15 protein-coding genes are annotated in these 16,402 nt (G+C 65.8%); 7 read left to right on the top strand and 8 right to left on the bottom strand.

The genetic code is table 11. From position 1 onward, the window contains the following. Positions 1-186: 186 nt before the first annotated feature. The 4 genes from RX327_RS11515 to RX327_RS11500 form a co-directional block, all read right to left on the bottom strand. Positions 187-1,617, bottom strand: a complete 1,431-nt coding sequence (locus tag RX327_RS11515) for an amidase family protein (RefSeq protein ID WP_317250299.1) — start codon at positions 1,615-1,617, stop codon at positions 187-189. Positions 1,618-1,656: 39 nt separating this feature from the next. Next, positions 1,657-3,075 (bottom strand): amidase family protein, encoded by a 1,419-nt coding sequence (locus RX327_RS11510; RefSeq protein ID WP_317250298.1) that lies wholly within the window; start codon positions 3,073-3,075, stop codon positions 1,657-1,659. 44 nt (positions 3,076-3,119) lie between these two features. Next, positions 3,120-3,914: a FadR/GntR family transcriptional regulator gene (locus RX327_RS11505; RefSeq protein ID WP_050387872.1), complete on the bottom strand. Its 795-nt coding sequence runs from the start codon at positions 3,912-3,914 to the stop codon at positions 3,120-3,122. Between the two features lie 208 nt (positions 3,915-4,122). Continuing rightward, entirely contained in the window at positions 4,123-4,461 is a 339-nt protein-coding gene (locus RX327_RS11500) for a hypothetical protein (RefSeq protein ID WP_244482670.1), read from the bottom strand. Positions 4,462-4,542: 81 nt separating this feature from the next. On the opposite strand from RX327_RS11500, the gene RX327_RS11495 reads away from it, so the two are divergent. After that, positions 4,543-4,893 (top strand): hypothetical protein, encoded by a 351-nt coding sequence (locus tag RX327_RS11495; RefSeq protein ID WP_167350464.1) that lies wholly within the window; start codon positions 4,543-4,545, stop codon positions 4,891-4,893. A gap of 27 nt (positions 4,894-4,920) precedes the next feature. Here the strand turns inward: RX327_RS11495 and RX327_RS11490 are convergent, their stop codons facing one another. Together RX327_RS11490 and RX327_RS11485 are read right to left on the bottom strand one after the other, a co-directional pair. Then, positions 4,921-6,042 carry an amino acid ABC transporter permease gene (locus tag RX327_RS11490; RefSeq protein WP_317250297.1) on the bottom strand — a complete coding sequence of 374 codons (1,122 nt, stop codon included), beginning with the start codon at positions 6,040-6,042 and terminating at the stop codon, positions 4,921-4,923. A 1-nt stretch (position 6,043) separates the two neighbouring features. Then, positions 6,044-7,231: an ABC transporter permease subunit gene (locus tag RX327_RS11485; protein WP_050387875.1), complete on the bottom strand. Its 1,188-nt coding sequence runs from the start codon at positions 7,229-7,231 to the stop codon at positions 6,044-6,046. A 177-nt stretch (positions 7,232-7,408) separates the two neighbouring features. On the opposite strand from RX327_RS11485, the gene RX327_RS11480 reads away from it, so the two are divergent. The 5 genes from RX327_RS11480 (at position 7,409) to RX327_RS11460 (ending at position 12,671) form a co-directional block, all read left to right on the top strand. Then, positions 7,409-8,284 (top strand): MurR/RpiR family transcriptional regulator, encoded by an 876-nt coding sequence (locus tag RX327_RS11480; RefSeq protein WP_050387876.1) that lies wholly within the window; start codon positions 7,409-7,411, stop codon positions 8,282-8,284. Between the two features lie 5 nt (positions 8,285-8,289). Further along, on the top strand, positions 8,290-9,645 hold the full coding sequence (locus RX327_RS11475; RefSeq protein WP_050387877.1) for an aspartate aminotransferase family protein: 1,356 nt from the start codon (positions 8,290-8,292) through the stop codon (positions 9,643-9,645). 88 nt (positions 9,646-9,733) lie between these two features. After that, on the top strand, positions 9,734-10,744 hold the full coding sequence (locus tag RX327_RS11470; RefSeq protein ID WP_028336994.1) for an amino acid ABC transporter substrate-binding protein: 1,011 nt from the start codon (positions 9,734-9,736) through the stop codon (positions 10,742-10,744). 161 nt (positions 10,745-10,905) lie between these two features. Beyond that, the gene (locus RX327_RS11465) at positions 10,906-11,541 is read left to right on the top strand and encodes an aspartate/glutamate racemase family protein (RefSeq protein ID WP_317250296.1); all 636 of its coding nucleotides are present in this window, start codon (positions 10,906-10,908) and stop codon (positions 11,539-11,541) included. 299 nt (positions 11,542-11,840) lie between these two features. Beyond that, a complete protein-coding gene (locus tag RX327_RS11460; RefSeq protein ID WP_244482671.1) occupies positions 11,841-12,671 on the top strand; it encodes a YiiG family protein in 831 nt (276 codons plus the stop codon). A gap of 122 nt (positions 12,672-12,793) precedes the next feature. Here the strand turns inward: RX327_RS11460 and RX327_RS11455 are convergent, their stop codons facing one another. After that, a complete protein-coding gene (locus RX327_RS11455; RefSeq protein WP_028336997.1) occupies positions 12,794-14,128 on the bottom strand; it encodes an MFS transporter in 1,335 nt (444 codons plus the stop codon). Between the two features lie 341 nt (positions 14,129-14,469). On the opposite strand from RX327_RS11455, the gene RX327_RS11450 reads away from it, so the two are divergent. Then, positions 14,470-15,669 (top strand): multidrug effflux MFS transporter, encoded by a 1,200-nt coding sequence (locus tag RX327_RS11450; protein WP_410712185.1) that lies wholly within the window; start codon positions 14,470-14,472, stop codon positions 15,667-15,669. Between the two features lie 232 nt (positions 15,670-15,901). Here RX327_RS11450 and RX327_RS11445 read toward each other — a convergent pair whose 3' ends face one another. Further along, entirely contained in the window at positions 15,902-16,327 is a 426-nt protein-coding gene (locus tag RX327_RS11445) for a DUF983 domain-containing protein (RefSeq protein ID WP_038377853.1), read from the bottom strand. Between the last annotated feature and the right edge of the window lie 75 nt (positions 16,328-16,402).

The following is a 16,402-nucleotide window of genomic DNA, read 5'->3' as shown; positions in this document are numbered from 1 at the left end:
GGGATCGCCGACAACCCCATCGCCGGCATGGCGCTCTGCGATTCCGTTCAGAAATTCCGGGAGAAGGAACACAGCCGGTTCGTCGACATTCGCGCGTTTCCGATCATGCGAACGCCGCGACGAGACTTTGCCGCGGCGCGCGTTGAATGATACGAATGGATAAATGCGTTGTGGTGCCGAGATCGCTCAGCGCCGCTGCCACAATTGCCGTGCCAGAATGCCGGCCTTGCGTTCGATCGCCTCGGCGGCGTCGAGACACATGTCCTCGCGATAGCGCGAGCCGACGATCTGGACACCGACCGGCAATCCCTCATCAAGGCCGACCGGCACAACGGCCGCCGGCAGCCCCAGCACGTTCATCGACGAAATGAAGCGCAGGTCGTTCCAGAACAAATCCTTGACGCGCTGATCGCCGCCGAGATCAGCGTTGACCTCCGGCGTCTTGCGCACGGTGGTCGGCATCAGCACCAGCGGATACTGTTCGAGGAACGTCATCCAGTTCCGGATATGGCGCGAGCGCTCGGCGATCGCCTTCATGTAGCCGGCCTGGTCGAGCGGGTTGGCCAGCGCCATGAAGCCGCGGAATGTCTTCTGGAAGTCGGCGCTGGTGGTCGCCAGCATCTGGTCCTGCTGCAACACGCGGGTCTCGGTCATGATCAGGTCGCACCAGAGCTGCCAGACCTTGTTGAGGTCGGGGACCTCCACCTCGCTGACCGCATAGCCGGCATCGGCGAGATGATCCGCCGCCCTGCGCTGGAGCGCAATCACGCCGCGATCGGTCGTCATGTCCTCCGGGATCTTGGCGAGCGCGACCTTGATCGGCCCAGCCGGCTTCGGCCCCGTCAGCGGCGCCGGCACGTACCAGGGATCGCGCGGGTCGCGCTGCGCCATCACCTCGAGGCCGAGGCGGACGTCGGCGACATGGCGGGCGAGCGGCCCCTGCGCCGACATCAGATGCGCCAGCATCGGCCGCTCCGCCGTTGCGCTTCCGTTGAAGGCCGGGATACGGCCCTGCGTCGGCTTGATGGTGGCGACGCCGTTGCAATGCGCCGGCCAGCGCAGCGAGCCGCCGATGTCGTTGCCATGGGCGATGGTGCCGATGCCTGCCGCGACCGCCGAACCCGCACCGCCCGAGGAGCCGCCGCAGGTGATATCGGGATCCCAGGGGTTCAGCGTCAGCCCGTGCAGGGGATTGTCGGTGAAGCCGCGCAGCGAGAACTCCGGCGTGTTGGTGAGGCCGATGATGACGGCGCCGGCCTTCTTGAGATTGGCCGTCACCGGCGAGTCGCCCGGCGCGATGTTGTCCTTGAATGCCACCACGCCATTCGAATTGGCCTGCCCCTCGACGTCGATGTTGATCTTGATCGTGACCGGCACGCCGTGCAGCGGCCCGACGGCGCCGCCTCCGCGCTTGCTCGCGGCCAGCGCCTCGTCCGCGGCCTTGGCGGCCTGCATCGCTGAGGCGCCGAGATCGACCACGACGGCGTTGAGCGCCGGGTTGGCCTCCTTCATGCGGTCGAGATGCGCGCGAACCACCTGCTCCGAGGTCACTTCGTTCTCTCGGATCGCCTTGGCCGTGTCGACGGCGGACCATTGCCAGATCGGTGCATTCGTCACGTGATATTCTCCCTTGATGCTCAGTGCTTTGTTGTTGGTTTAGTCTCGCGGGTCGATCGGCGTCAGCTTTGATGCGCGCGCCTCGATCAGCTCGGCCACCGCGAGACAGACGTCTTCCCGGAAGCGGCCGGCGATCACCTGCACGCCGACCGGCACGCCGCCGGCGGTCCCGGTCGGCACCACGACCGACGGAAAGCCGAGCGCGGGCACCGCAAGCAGCGGCCGCTGCGCGTCGAGCAGCGCGCGGACCACCGTCGCATCTTCCTGATCCTGATCGAAACGGAACGGCAGTTGCGCCGAGACCGGCAGGATGATGACGGGATAGCGCTCCTGGAACAGCTGCCAGGCCCGCACGATCGCCAGCCGCTGCTCGAAGCAGGCGAGCACCTGATCGCCGTCGAGCTCGGGCGCGTAGGCGATATGGCACTCGAGATTGTAGCGGCTCCGATCGTCGCCGAACTTGCGGATCATCGGCGCCAGCACGCGCCGCTCCTCGTTGATGACGAGGCGATGCCAGAGATCGGCGGCCTCCGCGAGCCGCGGCGGCACGGTCTCCTCCACGGCAAAGCCGGCCTCCGCGAGCCAGCGCCCGGCGGCGCGTACCGCCGCGCTCACCTCCGGCGCCTCGTCGCCGAACGGCACCGGCGCGATCGCAACGCCGATCGGATGCTTGAGCTCTGGACCTTGCAGCGGCACCGGCAGCCAGGTGCCGTCGCGCGCGTCCGCCTGCGCCATCGCGGCGAGGCCGAGCCCGAGATCGGCGACCGAGCAGGCCAGCGGCCCCTGCACCGACATCATCTGCGCGGTGATCGGACGATCGCTGGTTGCCGACGGATTGAACGCCGGGATCCGCCCCGGCGTCGGACGCAGGCCGGCGACGCCACAGGCGTAAGCGGGATAGCGGATCGAGCCGCCGAAATCATTGCCATGCGCGATCGCGCCCATTCCGGAAGCGACCGCCGATGCGGCGCCACCGCTGGAGCCGCCCGGCGTCAGCCGACGGCTCCACGGATTGTAGGTCGCGCCGTGCAGGTTGTTGTTGGTGAACCAGCGGTGCGAGAAGGCCGGCGTGTTGGTGCGCCCGACGATGACCGCGCCCGCCTTGCGAAGATTCGCGACCACCGGGCTGTCCTCGGTGGCGATCACGTCGCGGAAGGCGACGACGCCGTTGGTGGTGGCTTGGCCGCGCTGGTCGACATTGACCTTGACCGTGACCGGCACGCCATGCAGCGCGCCGAGCTCCGCGCTTGACTTCACCGCGGCATCCGCCGCGTCCGCGGCGGCCAGCGCCTCGTCGGCGAGGACCGCGACGATGGCGTTCAAAGCTGGATTGACCTCGGCGATGCGATCGAGACTGGATTGCACCGCTTCCCGGCTGGAAATCGCGCGCGTCGCGATCGCACGCGCCAGATCGACGGCCGACCAGCTCCACAACTCATTCTCGCGCCGCGTGTCCATTGTCGTTTTCTCCAGGGCGTGATGCAGCAGTCGGCCGATGCGGTTCAATCGAGCCGCAACGGCTGATGAAAGACGGGCAGATCGATGCGCCGGTCTTCCGCGGGAACGACCACCGCTTCGGCGCTCAGCACATGATCGAGCATCACGCGCCGGGCGCGCGCGGCATTGCCGGAGCGGAACGCGGCCATCAGACGCTTGTGAAACTCGATATTCTCGCAAGTGAAGCTGGATGCGAATTCCTGCACGCCGAGCTTGCCGATCAGATGCCTGATGGCCTCGTTGACGAACCGGCACATCAGGCCGAGCAGCGGGTTGGGACAGGCCTCGATCAGGATGTCGTGGAAATCGATCTCGGCGTGGCGATGATGTTCCCAATCGGCGTCGCCGTCGGGATGATGCTCCTGGACCGCGATCGCCTTTTCCAGTGCGGCGAAATGCTCGGCCGTGAGGTGGCCGATCACGCTGAAGGCGAGTTCCGGCTCGATCAGCCGGCGGATCTGGTAGATTTGCGCGGTAGAGACCGACTGGAAATAGAAGTAGTTGCTGAGCAGGCCGACGATCCGGTTGATCGATACCGGCGCCACCCGCGCGCCGCCGCCGGGACCGGTGGTGTTCTGCACCAGCCCCTGTACTTCCAATGACTTGAGCGCCTCGCGGATGGTCGAGCGGCTGCAGCCGAACATCTCGATCAGCTCCCCCTCCTGCGGCAGCCGGTCATTCGGCTGCAAGCCGGCCTGGAAGATGTGGCTACGGATCAGGTCGGCGACCGCGTCGGAGCGCTTGCGCTTGATCGAGGCGCGGCGCGAGGGGTCGAGCGACGGGAGGACCGATTTATCCATTTTATGATCATAAATAGGATCGCAATCACTTTGCAAGCCCACTGGGGCCACACACGTCTCCGGACCTCGTGATGCCGGCCCGCCATGACCGGAGTATCCCCGTCGCCTGGCACCGACCGGGGCGAAGCGCCTACGCGGTCAAAGCCCGACAGGGCGCGGGAAGATGACGACGACAAAGGGACCGCGCGGAACCGAGGCGGCGTCACGCTTAAAGCGGGCTATGGTTCAGCGTGTGGCGCATCTGGCGACAAAATCCTTCGACCAGCTGTGCAAGCGCCTCGAAATTGACCAGCAGCCTTTCGGCCTGCTCCCGGTCAGCCGAATCCGGTGCGAACGAATCCGTCAAACGCCGTTGACGATCTGCACGATCCCGGCACGCTGCGGCCCTGCTTTCGGCAAACTCCAGTTGCTCGCGTCGCCGGCCGAGCTTGTCTTCTTCCTCGAGCAGCCGCTTGTTGAGCATCGATCTCGTGTTGGTCGGAACGTCCGGGCGCTTCAGAAGATCCAGATAGTGGTCGATGTTTGCGCGCGCGGTATACTCGCTCACGTATGTGCCTCCGGCCAGTCGCAGTCTCGGTCGGCGAGGCACAGCTTCAACACTCAGGAGTTGCTCGATCTCTGCCAGGAGTTGGCGAAGCTCATCGGTCGAAAACCCTTGCAGGGCATCGTCGACCTGGCTTCGGGTGCTCTCCGGATAGACGGGGTTGTCTTCGGCCATTGGCGTACGGCAAAAATCAAAAGTGAAGCCCTGTCAGGCACGCACCAAATCAACAAATCAACGGCACCTCGAACGATGCTCACGCGAACAATGATTTCCGTCATCGCGCGCGCTCGCGAATCCACGGCGCTCAAGATAAATGAGGGGCGGAACATCGCCCAGTGCAATCTGTGCCAGCCGCGCTTTTGCGCCAACCATCGGCGACGTCTTGGTTGCCGCATCGTTAAGGCCGGGACGGGCCAGGCCGGCACCGGCATGTGAGGGCAAGCGACGGAGAATCCGGATCGCTCAGCCGTGCGCGCGCTGCGCCTCGAGGCCGCGGCTGTAGCGCGACATCGCAAAGCAGAACACGAAGTAGATCACGCCGACGAACACATAGACCTCGACGCTGAAGGCCTGCCAGGCCGGATCGACGATCGCGGTCTTCGCGGTCGTTAGCAGGTCGAAGATGCCGATGATCAGGACCAGGCTGGTGTCCTTGAAGAAGGCGATGAAGGTGTTGACCAGCGGCGGGATCACATGGCGGATCGCCTGCGGCAACACGATCAGTGCGTTTTTCTCCCAGTAGGACAGTCCGAGCGCATCGGCGGCCTCATATTGTCCGCGCGGCACCGCCTGCAGGCCGCCGCGCACGACTTCCGCAAGGTAAGCGCCGGCATAAAGGATGAAGGCGATCTGGGCGCGCAGCAATTTGTCGATGTTGACGCCGTCGGGCATGAACAGCGGAAACATGACGCTCGCCATGAACAACAGGCTGATCAGCGGCACGCCGCGGATCAGCTCGACATAGAGCACGCAGAGCGAGCGGATCGCCGGCAGCTTGGAGCGGCGGCCGAGCGCGACCAAAATTCCGAGCGGGAAGCCGAACGCCAATCCGAAAGTCGCCAGGATCAGCGTCACCGGCAGCCCGCCCCAGCGATCCTGCGTGACAAAGGACATGCCGAGAAAGCCGCCCCACATCAGGCATCCGATCGCGATCAGGGCCACGACCCATAGCAGGAACAGTTCCTTGCGCCAGAAGCTGCGGCGGCTCGAGACCACGAACAGCGCAATGAAGATCAGAACCGCGAGCGCCGGCCGCCACTGCTCGCTGAACGGATAGGTGCCGAACAGGATGAAGCGGTACTTCTCGGGGATCACCGCCCAGCAGGCGCCGACGCCGCGCAGCGCGCGGCAGGCGCTAGTGTTGTTGCCTGAGACGATCCAGACCGCGTTGGCGATGCCCCACTGCCAGAGCGCGATGCACGCCTTGCCGAGCACGAACAGAAGCAGCAGCGTCATGATGCTCGACGTCACGGACGCGAACAGGTTCGCACGCAGCCAGGCCACGATCTGGCCGCCGAGCGTGCGCTGCGCGCGGCGCCGGCCGATCGGCAGCGGATCCTGCGGAAGGTGTGCGACCGAGCTCATTTCAGCGCTCCACCAGCGCGATCCGCGCATTGTACCAGTTCATGAACAGGCTGATGCCGAGGCTGATGGTGAGGAACACCATCATGATCAGCGCGATCGACTCGATCGCCTGCCCGGTCTGGTTCAGCGTGGTGTTGGCGATCGAGACGATGTCCTGGTAGCCGACCGCGACCGCGAGCGAGGAATTCTTGGTCAGGTTCAGATACTGGCTGGTCATCGGCGGGATGATGACGCGCAGCGCCTGCGGCAGCACGATGTGCTGCAACACGAAGCTGCGCTTCAGCCCGAGCGCCTTGGCGGCGTCCGACTGACCGCGCGGCACCGCCTGGATGCCGCTGCGCACGATCTCGGCGATGAACGCCGAAGTATAGGTGACGAGCGCGATCAGCAGCGCGAAATATTCCGGCGCGAGCGTCAGCCCGCCGACGAAGTTGAAGCCGCGCAGCTCGGGCAGCATGACGCTCCAGCTCGCACCCAGAAGCCACGACACCAGCGCAGGCAGCGCGATGATGAGGCCGAGCGCGTAGGGCCAGGCCGGCCGCGCCTTGCCATCGAGCATCTGCTGCGCGATCAGGCGGCGCCTGACGATGAGGAAGACGATCACGCCGGCGGCCAGCGCAACGAGCGTCCAGTCATTGGCCTCATGCAGCGGCACCGACGGCAGCACCAGGCCGCGGTTGGACAGATAGACCCCGTCGACCGGCTTCCACGCCTGGCGCGCCGCCGGCAGGCCCTGCATCAGCACGTACCAGAACAAGAGTTGCAGCAGCAGCGGCAGGTCGCGCAGCACCTCGACATAGACGGCGGCGAGCCGCGCCAGCAGCCAGTTCGACGACAGCCGCGCGATGCCGACCAGCGTGCCGATCACGGTCGCCAGCACGATGCCGATGACCGCGACGCGCAGCGTGTTGACGACGCCGACGATGAAGGCGCGCAGGTAAGTGTTCTTCGGCGTGTAGTCGATCCAGCTGTCGGCGATCGGCATGCCGGCTTCACGGCCGAGGAAGGCAAAGCCGGTCGAGATGCGCCGCACCGAGAGATTATGAACCGCGTTGGACCACAGCCAGGCGACGACGGCGACCGCGATGGCGACCACCAGGATCTGCCAGAACAGGCCCGCGACGCGGGGATCGCTGAGCGAAAGCCGCCAGGGCCGGGCGGGAGGGCGTTTCGGCGTCGATGTCGTCACAGCACAAGGACCCCAGTGAGAAGCGATCTTCTGCCATGCGCAAGAGCGTTTTCGAGCGAAGCCTGTCCCGGACTTGAACCGGGATGGATACCGGTTCGCGTGAGGAAGACGCGTCAACCTCAAATCCTGCGCACTTCATATGTTGCACCAAATTAAGATTCATGCAACATATGTTTCATGGCCCAGGCTCAGCCGAAACCATCGCCCCTCAACGAATTGTGCAGCGCACTGCCGTCGCTGCCGATGCGCTTGCAGGAGGTCGGCCGGTTCGTCGCCGCCAATGATTACGACGCCACCACCCGCTCGATGCGCGAGCTCGCGTCCGTCGCCGGCGCCGATCCTGCCTCATTCACCCGTCTTGCCAAGGCGCTCGGCTATTCCGGCTGGGACGAATTGCGCGCCGCGCTCACCGAGGCGCGCCGGCCGGCGCAGGGTTCGCCGTTCTCCGGCCGCGCCAGGAGCCGCCGCGCCGGGCCGAATGCCGATGTCAAACTGGTGCACGACAAACTGGAAGCCGAGGCCGCGGGCCTTGCGCGGATTTCAGCGAGCGCGATCGCGGAAGCCGCGCGTGCGCTGCACTCCGCGGACAGGATCTGGATATCGGGGTTTCGCAGTTGCCGCAGCGTCGCGGAACTGCTGACCTATCAGCTCCGCCTGTTCCGCCCCGACGCCGTGCAATTGGTCGGCGGCTCCGGCCCGTTCGATCTCGACCACGGCGCCTTCCGCTCAGGCGACGCCGTGGTCGTGATCGGCTTTGCGCCCTACACCCTGGTCAGCGTCGAGACGGCGCGCGCGGCGCATCAGGCGCGCGCCGCGCTGATCGCGATCGCCGACACCATCAGCGCGCCGATGGCCGAAGGCGCCGATCATCTGCTGCTGTTCGAAGCCGCCTCCTCCCCCGGCTTCTTCCCGAGCCTCACCGGCGCGATCGCAGTCGCCCAGTCGCTGGCCGCCGTCGCCTTCACGCTGGGCGGCGCCGGGGCAAAGCACAAGCTGGAGGAGACCGAGGGCCGGCTTGCCGAGATGTCGCAATATTTTGTCGAGAAAGGATGAGTGTCATGGCAGCCAACAAGAGCCGCGTGATGCATCGAAGCCTGCGCGAAACCCCGCCAAAAGCGATCGGCGGCGACGGTGTCTGGCTGATCGCGGAGGATGGCCACCGGATTCTGGACTCCTCCGGCGGCGCCGCGGTGTCATGCCTCGGCCATCAGCATCCGCGCATCCTGGCCGCGATCGCCAAGCAGGCTTCAAGGATCGCCTATGCCCATACCGGCTTCTTCTCCTCCGAGCCTGCGGAAGAGCTCGCCGAGCGGCTCGTCGGCCACGAGCCCGGCGGCCTCGGCTATGTCTATTTCGTCAGCGGCGGGTCGGAAGCGATCGAGGCCTCGATCAAGCTGGCGCGGCAATATTTCATCGAGCGCGGCGAGCCGAAGCGTGCGCGCTTCATCGCGCGCCGCCAGAGCTATCACGGCAACACGCTCGGCGCGCTGTCGGCCGGCGGCAATGCCTGGCGCCGCGAGCCCTACGCGCCGCTGCTGTCACCCTCGTTCAGCCATGTCACGCCGGCCTTCGCCTATCACGAGAAGCGCGACGATGAATCGGAGGCGGCGTTCGTGGCGCGCCTTGCCGCCGAACTCGAAGCCGAATTCCAACGGCTCGGCCCCGATACGGTCGCGGCCTTCATCGCCGAGCCCGTGGTCGGCGCCACCGCCGGCTGCGTGCCGGCGCCGGAGGGTTACTTCAAGACGGTGCGCGAGATCTGCAACCGCCACGGAGCGCTGTTGATCCTCGACGAGGTGATGTGCGGCATGGGCCGCACCGGCACGCTGCATGCCTGGGAGCAGGAAGGCATCTCGCCCGACATCCAGGCGGTCGCCAAGGGGCTCGGCGGCGGCTATCAGCCGATCGGCGCGATGCTTGCCAGCGGCACGATCGTCGACACGGTGCGCAACGGCTCCGGCGCGTTCCAGCACGGCCACACTTATCTGGCGCATCCGCTCGCCTGCGCCGCCGCGCTCGAGGTGCAGAAGGTGATCGCTGAGGAGAAGCTGCTCGACCAGGTCAAGGAGCGCGGCCGCCAGCTCGAACAGCGGCTCACCGAACGGTTCGGCAATCACCGCCATGTCGGCGACATCAGGGGCCGCGGCCTGTTCTGGGGTGTCGAGCTGGTCGCCGACCGTGCCACGCGGCAGCCGTTCGATCCCAAGCTGAAGCTGCATCAGCGGATCAAGTCTGCGGCCTTCGCCGGCGGGCTCGGCTGCTATCCGTCGGGCGGCACCGCCGACGGCCAGCGCGGCGATCACGTGCTGCTCGCCCCGCCCTATATCGCGACGTCCGGCGACATCGACATGATCGTCGAACGGCTAGGCGCTGCGGTAGACAGCGCGCTGAAGGATATTGGTCACGGAGCATGATCCGGAAAAACGGGCACCGGTTTTCCCGCGACAAACGCGAAGCGTTTGCGCAGAGATCATGCTCAAACGTTAGGAGGAGGAGGAAGACATGCTGAGGGGTATCATCACTCTGACCGTTCTCGCCGCAGGCATCGCGGGCGCAAGCGCGGCGACGCTCGACACCGTCAAGCAGCGCGGCACGCTGGTGTGCGGCGTCTCGACCGGCTTTGCCGGCTTCTCGGCGCCGGACTCGCAAGGCAACTTCAAGGGTCTCGACGTCGACTATTGCCGTGCGCTTGCCGCCGGCGTGCTCGGCGATCCCGCCAAGGTGCGCTACGTCGCGCTGACCGCCCAGAACCGCTTCACGGCGCTGCAATCGGGCGAGATCGACGTGCTCTACCGCAACTCGACGCAGACCTTTCTGCGCGGCACCACGCTTGGGCTGCGGCAGGGACCGGTCAATTTCTACGACGGCCAAGGCTTTGTCGTGAAGAAGGACCTCGGCGTGAAGGAGCTGAAGGACCTCAAGGGCGCCACCGTGTGCGTCGCCCAGGGCACCACGCATGAAGTGACGCTCGGAGACTACGGCCGCGCCAACGGCATCGACTGGAAGCCGCTGGTGTTCGACCGCGTCGACACCATGTACCAGACCTTCTTCGGCGGCCGCTGCGACGCCATGACCCAGGATGCTTCCGCGCTCGCGGGCGCGGTCGCGACCGCAGCCCCGAAGGCCGACGACTACGTCGTGCTGCCGCAGACCATCAGCAAGGAGCCGCTCGGTCCGTTCACCCGCAACGGCGACGAGGTCTGGAGCGACATCATCACCTGGCTGCATTACGGCCTGATCGAGGCCGAAGAGCTCGGCGTCACCCAGGCCAATGCCGACGAGATGGCGAAGTCGCAGGTCCCGGCGATCCAGCGCCTGCTCGGCGCGTCGGGCGATCTCGGCTCACGCCTCGGGCTCGACAACAAATGGCTGGTCGGCGCGATCAAGGCCGGCGGCAATTACGGCGAGATCTTCGAGCGCAATGTCGGCAAGGCCAGCCCCTTGAAGCTCGAGCGCGGCCTCAACGCCACCTGGAGCAAGGGCGGGTTGATGTACGCGATCCCGTTCAAGTAAGTGAAGTCACCTCGCCCCGCCTGCGGGGAGAGGTCGGATTGCGCAGCAATCCGGGTGAGGGGGAGCCTGCGCGCATACTCCTCTCACCTGTTACGATGATAGAACCCCTCATCCCAGGCCTCTCCCCGCAAAATGAGCAGGGAGAAGGAGAAACGCCGATCATGCGCATCACCCTCATTCACGCCTTGAAGCACTCGATCGTGCCGATCGAGGCATCGTTCGCACGGCATTGGCCCGAGGCACGGCTGATGAACCTGCTCGACGACAGCCTGTCTGCGGATCTCGCCCGCGACGGTAAGCTCGACGAGCGCATGACCGAGCGATTTCTGACCATGGGGCGCTATGCTGTCGGCACCGGCGCCAATGGCATTCTCTTTACCTGCTCGGCGTTCGGCCCCTGCATCGAGGCGGTCGCGCGCGCGCATGCGTCGATGCCGGTGCTGAAGCCGAACGAGGCCATGATCGAACATGCCGTAACCATGGGTGAGCGCATCGGCCTGCTCTCGACCTTTCCGCCGACGCTGGCCTCGATGCCGCCGGAATTTCCGTCACAGGTCACGCTGGTGCCGAAGCTTGCCGAGGGCGCGCTGGCGGCGCTCGACCGCGGCGACCGCGCCGAACATGACCGCATCGTGATCGAGGCGTCCAAGGAGCTGCGCGACTGCGACCTGATCGCGCTCGCGCAGTACAGCATGGCGCCGGCCGCCGAGCGCGTCGCCGAAATCACCGGCCGCGAAGTGCTGACGACGCCCGACAGCGCGGTCAAGAAGCTGAAGGCGATGCTGGGGATCAGCTAGGCGCGTACCTTATCGCTAAGTTCGGCGGTCGTGACTTCCGGCCCGTAGCCGACAATCAAGTCTGTCGATAGTGTGCCGCGCGGCCTCGGCGGAGGCTCGTGTGACGTTATTCTCTGCCGTCACATAGACTTCCGGGCTGAGGCGGCCAACTTCCGGCTGAGATGAGGGCAAACTTCCGATGCGAAATCTCCCCTTTCCTTGCGATTGCGGCCATCGCTACTTTCCTCGCACCTGCCGCTGCCCAACAGGCCCCGCCTGCGCCGTCGGGGAGCGCCTCCTCCGCGCAACTGACGCTCAAGATGAACGCCTATGTCGGGTGCATCAACCGCCTCTCGGCGCGCTCGTACGAATCCCGCGAACGCTACTTTTCCTGGGCCGCCAAGGGCGGTCCCACCGGCAAGGAGCGGATCATCTACGGAACCTACACGATCTACGACACGTCCGACTGCAAGACGAGCGTCGCGGCTGCCAATGCAGCGGACCCGCACGACGCCGAGCTTGAAGACGCCGCGAACGCGTATGTTGCGGCCGTCACCACGCTTGAGCCGCTGCTGAAGGAGGCGGACGACTATTACACCCAGGAGAACTACAAGGACGACAAGATGGCCAAGGGCAAGACGCTGCATCCGCGCTTGGTCGCGGCCTGGGATGCGTTTGCCGGCGCCGACAAGGCGCTGCGCGCCGGCGTCGAGGCCATCAATGACAAGCGCGCCGCCGAGCAGCTGGCCGCGATCGAGGCCAGCGAAGGCCGCAAGTCGCACTACTATGTCGAGGCCCTGATGATCCAGGCCAAACGCGTGCTTCGCGCGCAGCAGGCCGACAAACCCAACCTCGACGCGATAACCCAGGCGCTCAACGAGTATGAGGCCACGGTGAAGGCAATGGACGAGGCCTCGGGCAAGGACGACGACGCCAAGCTCGGCTCGATGTTCATCGGCAGCGCCAAATCATTCCTCACCACGGCGAAGCAGCTCATGCGCCGCGTTCGCGACAAGGTGCCCTACAGCTCCGGTGAGAAGATGATGCTGAGCAACGCCGGCGCCGGCTGGATGGTGGAAGGATCGCCGGCGCGGCTGATGCGCGACTACAATCAGCTCGTCGACGGCTACAACCGCGGCGCCCGGATCTGAACGACCGCGCTGCGATCGCAGGCGATGCACCGCTGCGCGGGTGGATTGGCCGAAGGCGCAATCCACCCGCGACGCAGAGACGAGGCCGGATTGCGCCTTGCGGCTAATCCGCCCTACAAGGCCTAAGTGCCGGCGTCGTGCACGTTCAGATCGACGCCTTGCGGATCCCTGATCGTCGACACCGTGATCAGCGAGATCAGCGATAGCACCGCGATGTAGACGCCGACGCGCCAGGACTGGCCGTAGGTGCCGATGATCCACTGCGCGATCATCGGCGCGAAGGCGCCGCCGAAAATGGCGCCGAGCGCATAGCCGATCGAGACGCCGGAATAGCGCACCTTGGCCGGAAACAGCTCGGCATAGAGCGCGGCCTGCGGGCCGTAGGACAGGCCGAGCGCAACCGTGAGCCCGACGGCGCTGACGAAGAACAGCAGCAGGTTCTTGCTGTCGATCAAGAACCACATCGGCACCGCCCACAGCACCATCAGCCCATAGCCGATCTGGAAGCAGCGCACGCGCCCGATTTTGTCGCCGAGGATGCCGCCGAGCAGCGTGAAGATGAACCAGCTGACCGCCGCGAGCGTGCCGATCAGCAGCAGTTGCTCGGACGGCATCTTCAGCGTGTTGGCGCCGTAGCTGATGATGAACGCGATCAGGATGTAGCCGGCCGCATTGTTGGCCATGAAGATCAACGCGGTGCGCAAAATCTCCTTGCTGTGATTGCGCATCAGCTCCTTGAGCGGCGCGGAGGATTCCTTGTGCCGGCGCTGCATCGCCTGGAACACCGGAGACTCTTCGACCGTGCGACGGATCACGATGCCGACGACGATCAGCACGATCGAGAGCAGGAACGGAATCCGCCAGCCCCATTCGATCATCGCCTGCTTGCCAAGCGTCGCGGTCAGCACCCACAGCACGCCGGTCGCCAGGATCATGCCAAGCGGCGTGCCGATCTGCGGGAACGAGCCGAAGAAGCTGCGCTTGTCGACGGGCGCCGATTCCACCGCCATCAGCGCCGCGCCGCCCCACTCGCCGCCGGCCGAGAAGCCTTGCAGGATGCGCAACAGAATGAGCAGCGCCGGCGCCCAGGCGCCGATCTGCGCATAGGTCGGCAGCAGGCCGACCAGCGCGGTCGCCGCCCCCATCAACAGCAGCGTGACGACGAGCATGTTCTTGCGCCCGAAGCGGTCGCCGAGATGGCCGCAGACGATGGCCCCCAACGGGCGGAACAGGAACGACAGGCCGAGCGTCGCGAACGAGACGATCTGCGCCAGCAGCGGATTGTTCGCATTCATCGGCGCGAAGAACAGCGCGCCGAACACCAGGCCCGCCGCCTGGGCGTAGACGAAGAAGTCGTACCACTCGATGGTAGTGCCGACGAGCGTTGCAGTGAGGACCTTGCGCTCCTCATCCGACAGTTCAGCGCCGCGCGAGCGCGCGGACAGTTCGATGGACATGTGGCCTCCCCAAACCCGTTCTTGAACCTGTTCTTGAGCCTGTTCTTGGCCGCGCGGGCGTGATCGGCGGCTATGCGCCTGCCCCGCACGGATGCCGGGCCCGGGATTAGCAGAGGTTTCCGCGCCGCACGAGCAAAATAGTTGCATCCGCAACGATATTCGGCGAATTGTGCTTTTGGCCCTGGTTCCCGACCCCGCTACCTCGACCGCGATCGGCGGGCAGCTATCCCGAAACGCCGATTGTGCATCGCAGCAAGATCGCTACGATGCGAGGATTCCCAAGAGGTTGCTAAGTGTCTGACGTCAATGCCGACGATTGGGTGTCCGCGGGACACCGCCCGATGGGTTTTCCAGAATTCGTCATCGTGATCGCGTCCATCATGGCGCTCAATCCGCTTGCGATGGACATGATGCTGCCGGCGCTGCCCAACATCGGCACCGCCTTCCAGATTCCCGTCGCGAACCATCTCCAGCTGGTGCTGTCGACCTTCCTGATCGGCTTCGGAGCCGGACAGTTCGTCATGGGGCCGCTGTCGGACCGTTTCGGCCGCCGGCCGGTGCTGCTCGGCGGCATGGCGGTCTATGCGGTCGCGAGCGTGCTGGCGGTCGCGGCGCCCTCGTTCGAGACGCTGCTGCTGGCGCGCGCGCTTCAGGGGCTCGGCACCGCGGCGACGCGCGTGATCGCGACCTCGATCGTGCGCGACTGCTATGTCGGCCGCCGCATGGCGAGCGTGATGTCGCTCGCGATGATGGTGTTCATCGCGGTGCCCGTGATCGCGCCCTCATTCGGACAGGCGGTGCTGCTGGTGACGGCGTGGCGCGGCATCTTCGTGGTGCTGATGCTCTACGGGGTGATCGCGCTGGCCTGGAGCGCGATGCGGATGCCGGAGACGCTGCCGCTTGAGCTGCGCAAGTCACTGGCGATCCCGGAGGTGCTGTCCGCGTTCCGCCAGACCATCACCAACCGCCAGACGCTCGGCTACGCGCTTGCCGCCGGCGGCGTGCAGGGCTCGCTGTTCGCCTTCGTGTTCTCCTCGCAGCAGATCTTCACCGAGATCTTCAAGCTTGGGCATTACTTCCCGGTGGCGTTCGCGGCCTGCGCGGTCGGCGTCGCGATCGCCGGCTTCCTCAACTCGCGCATCGTCGGCCGCATCGGCATGCGCGTGATCTCGCACGCCGCGCTGACCGGCTTTGCGGTCGTCGCAGGCGTCCTGCTGCTGGCGGTGAAGACCGACACGCTGTCGCTGCCGCTGTTCATGGTGCTGTCGGGCCTGATGATGTTCGCGTTCGGGCTGATGATGGCGAATTTCACCGCGCTCGCGATGGAGCCGCAGGGCAAGATCGCCGGCACCGCCTCCTCGCTGTACGGCACGATCACGACGTTGCTCGGGATCGGCGTCGGCACCACGATCGGACAGGATTACGACGGCACGCTGGCGCCGTTCGCGACCGGCTTCTTCCTCTGCACGCTGGCCGCGCTCGCCGTCGTGCTGGTGACGGAAAAGGGCCGGATGTTCCGGCCGCACCATCATCCGATTTGATTGATCCGTAGCCCGGATGGAGTGCAGCGCAATCCGGGGTTCTTCGTTGTGCAGGAGTTACCCCGGATTTCGCTGAGCCTGTCATCGGGCGCGCGTTCGCGCGACCCGTTGGCTCCTCCGGGCTACGATCCTGACGTGACCCAGCGCTGTAGCCCGCATGAGCGAAGCGATATGCGGGGCCGCTGTTCCCGGATGTCGCTTCGCTCATCCGGGCTACGATTCTGGGATCGCGTCAGGCTTCGCGAGTTCGTCCGACGCTGCTTTGCGCCCGGGCGGGCGCCACCGCACGCCGGGTCGCCGCGAAACCCTCCATCCCCAGCTGCCACTGCAGGCCGACGATCGCGCCCTTGGTCGGCTGCAGCAGCGCCAGCGCGCTGAACAATGTCACCGGCAGCCAGATCGCCAGTTGCAGCCAGGCCGGCGGCGCGTAGTTCATCTCCAGCCACAGCAGCGCCGGCACCACGACGTGGCCGACCACGACGATCACGAGATAGGCCGGGAAATCGTCCGCGCGCTGCGGCGTGAAGTCCTCGCTGCAGACCTCGCAGTGATCGGCGACCTTGAGGAAGCGGCCGAACAGATGGCCGCGCCCGCAGTTCGGGCACTTCATGGTGAAGCCGCGCCACATCGCCTTTGGCAGGGAAACCGTCTCGGTCATCGTCGTTTTCCTTTGGCCGTTGTCCTTGACCTGATCTGATGATCCATACAATATGCTTTCGACAGCATACAATCA

This window comes from Bradyrhizobium sp. BEA-2-5, assembly GCF_032918025.1.
GTDB lineage: Bacteria > Pseudomonadota > Alphaproteobacteria > Rhizobiales > Xanthobacteraceae > Bradyrhizobium > Bradyrhizobium pachyrhizi.
The sequence above is the reverse complement of the archived record's forward strand: the minus strand, read 5'-3'. Positions and strand labels throughout refer to the sequence as shown.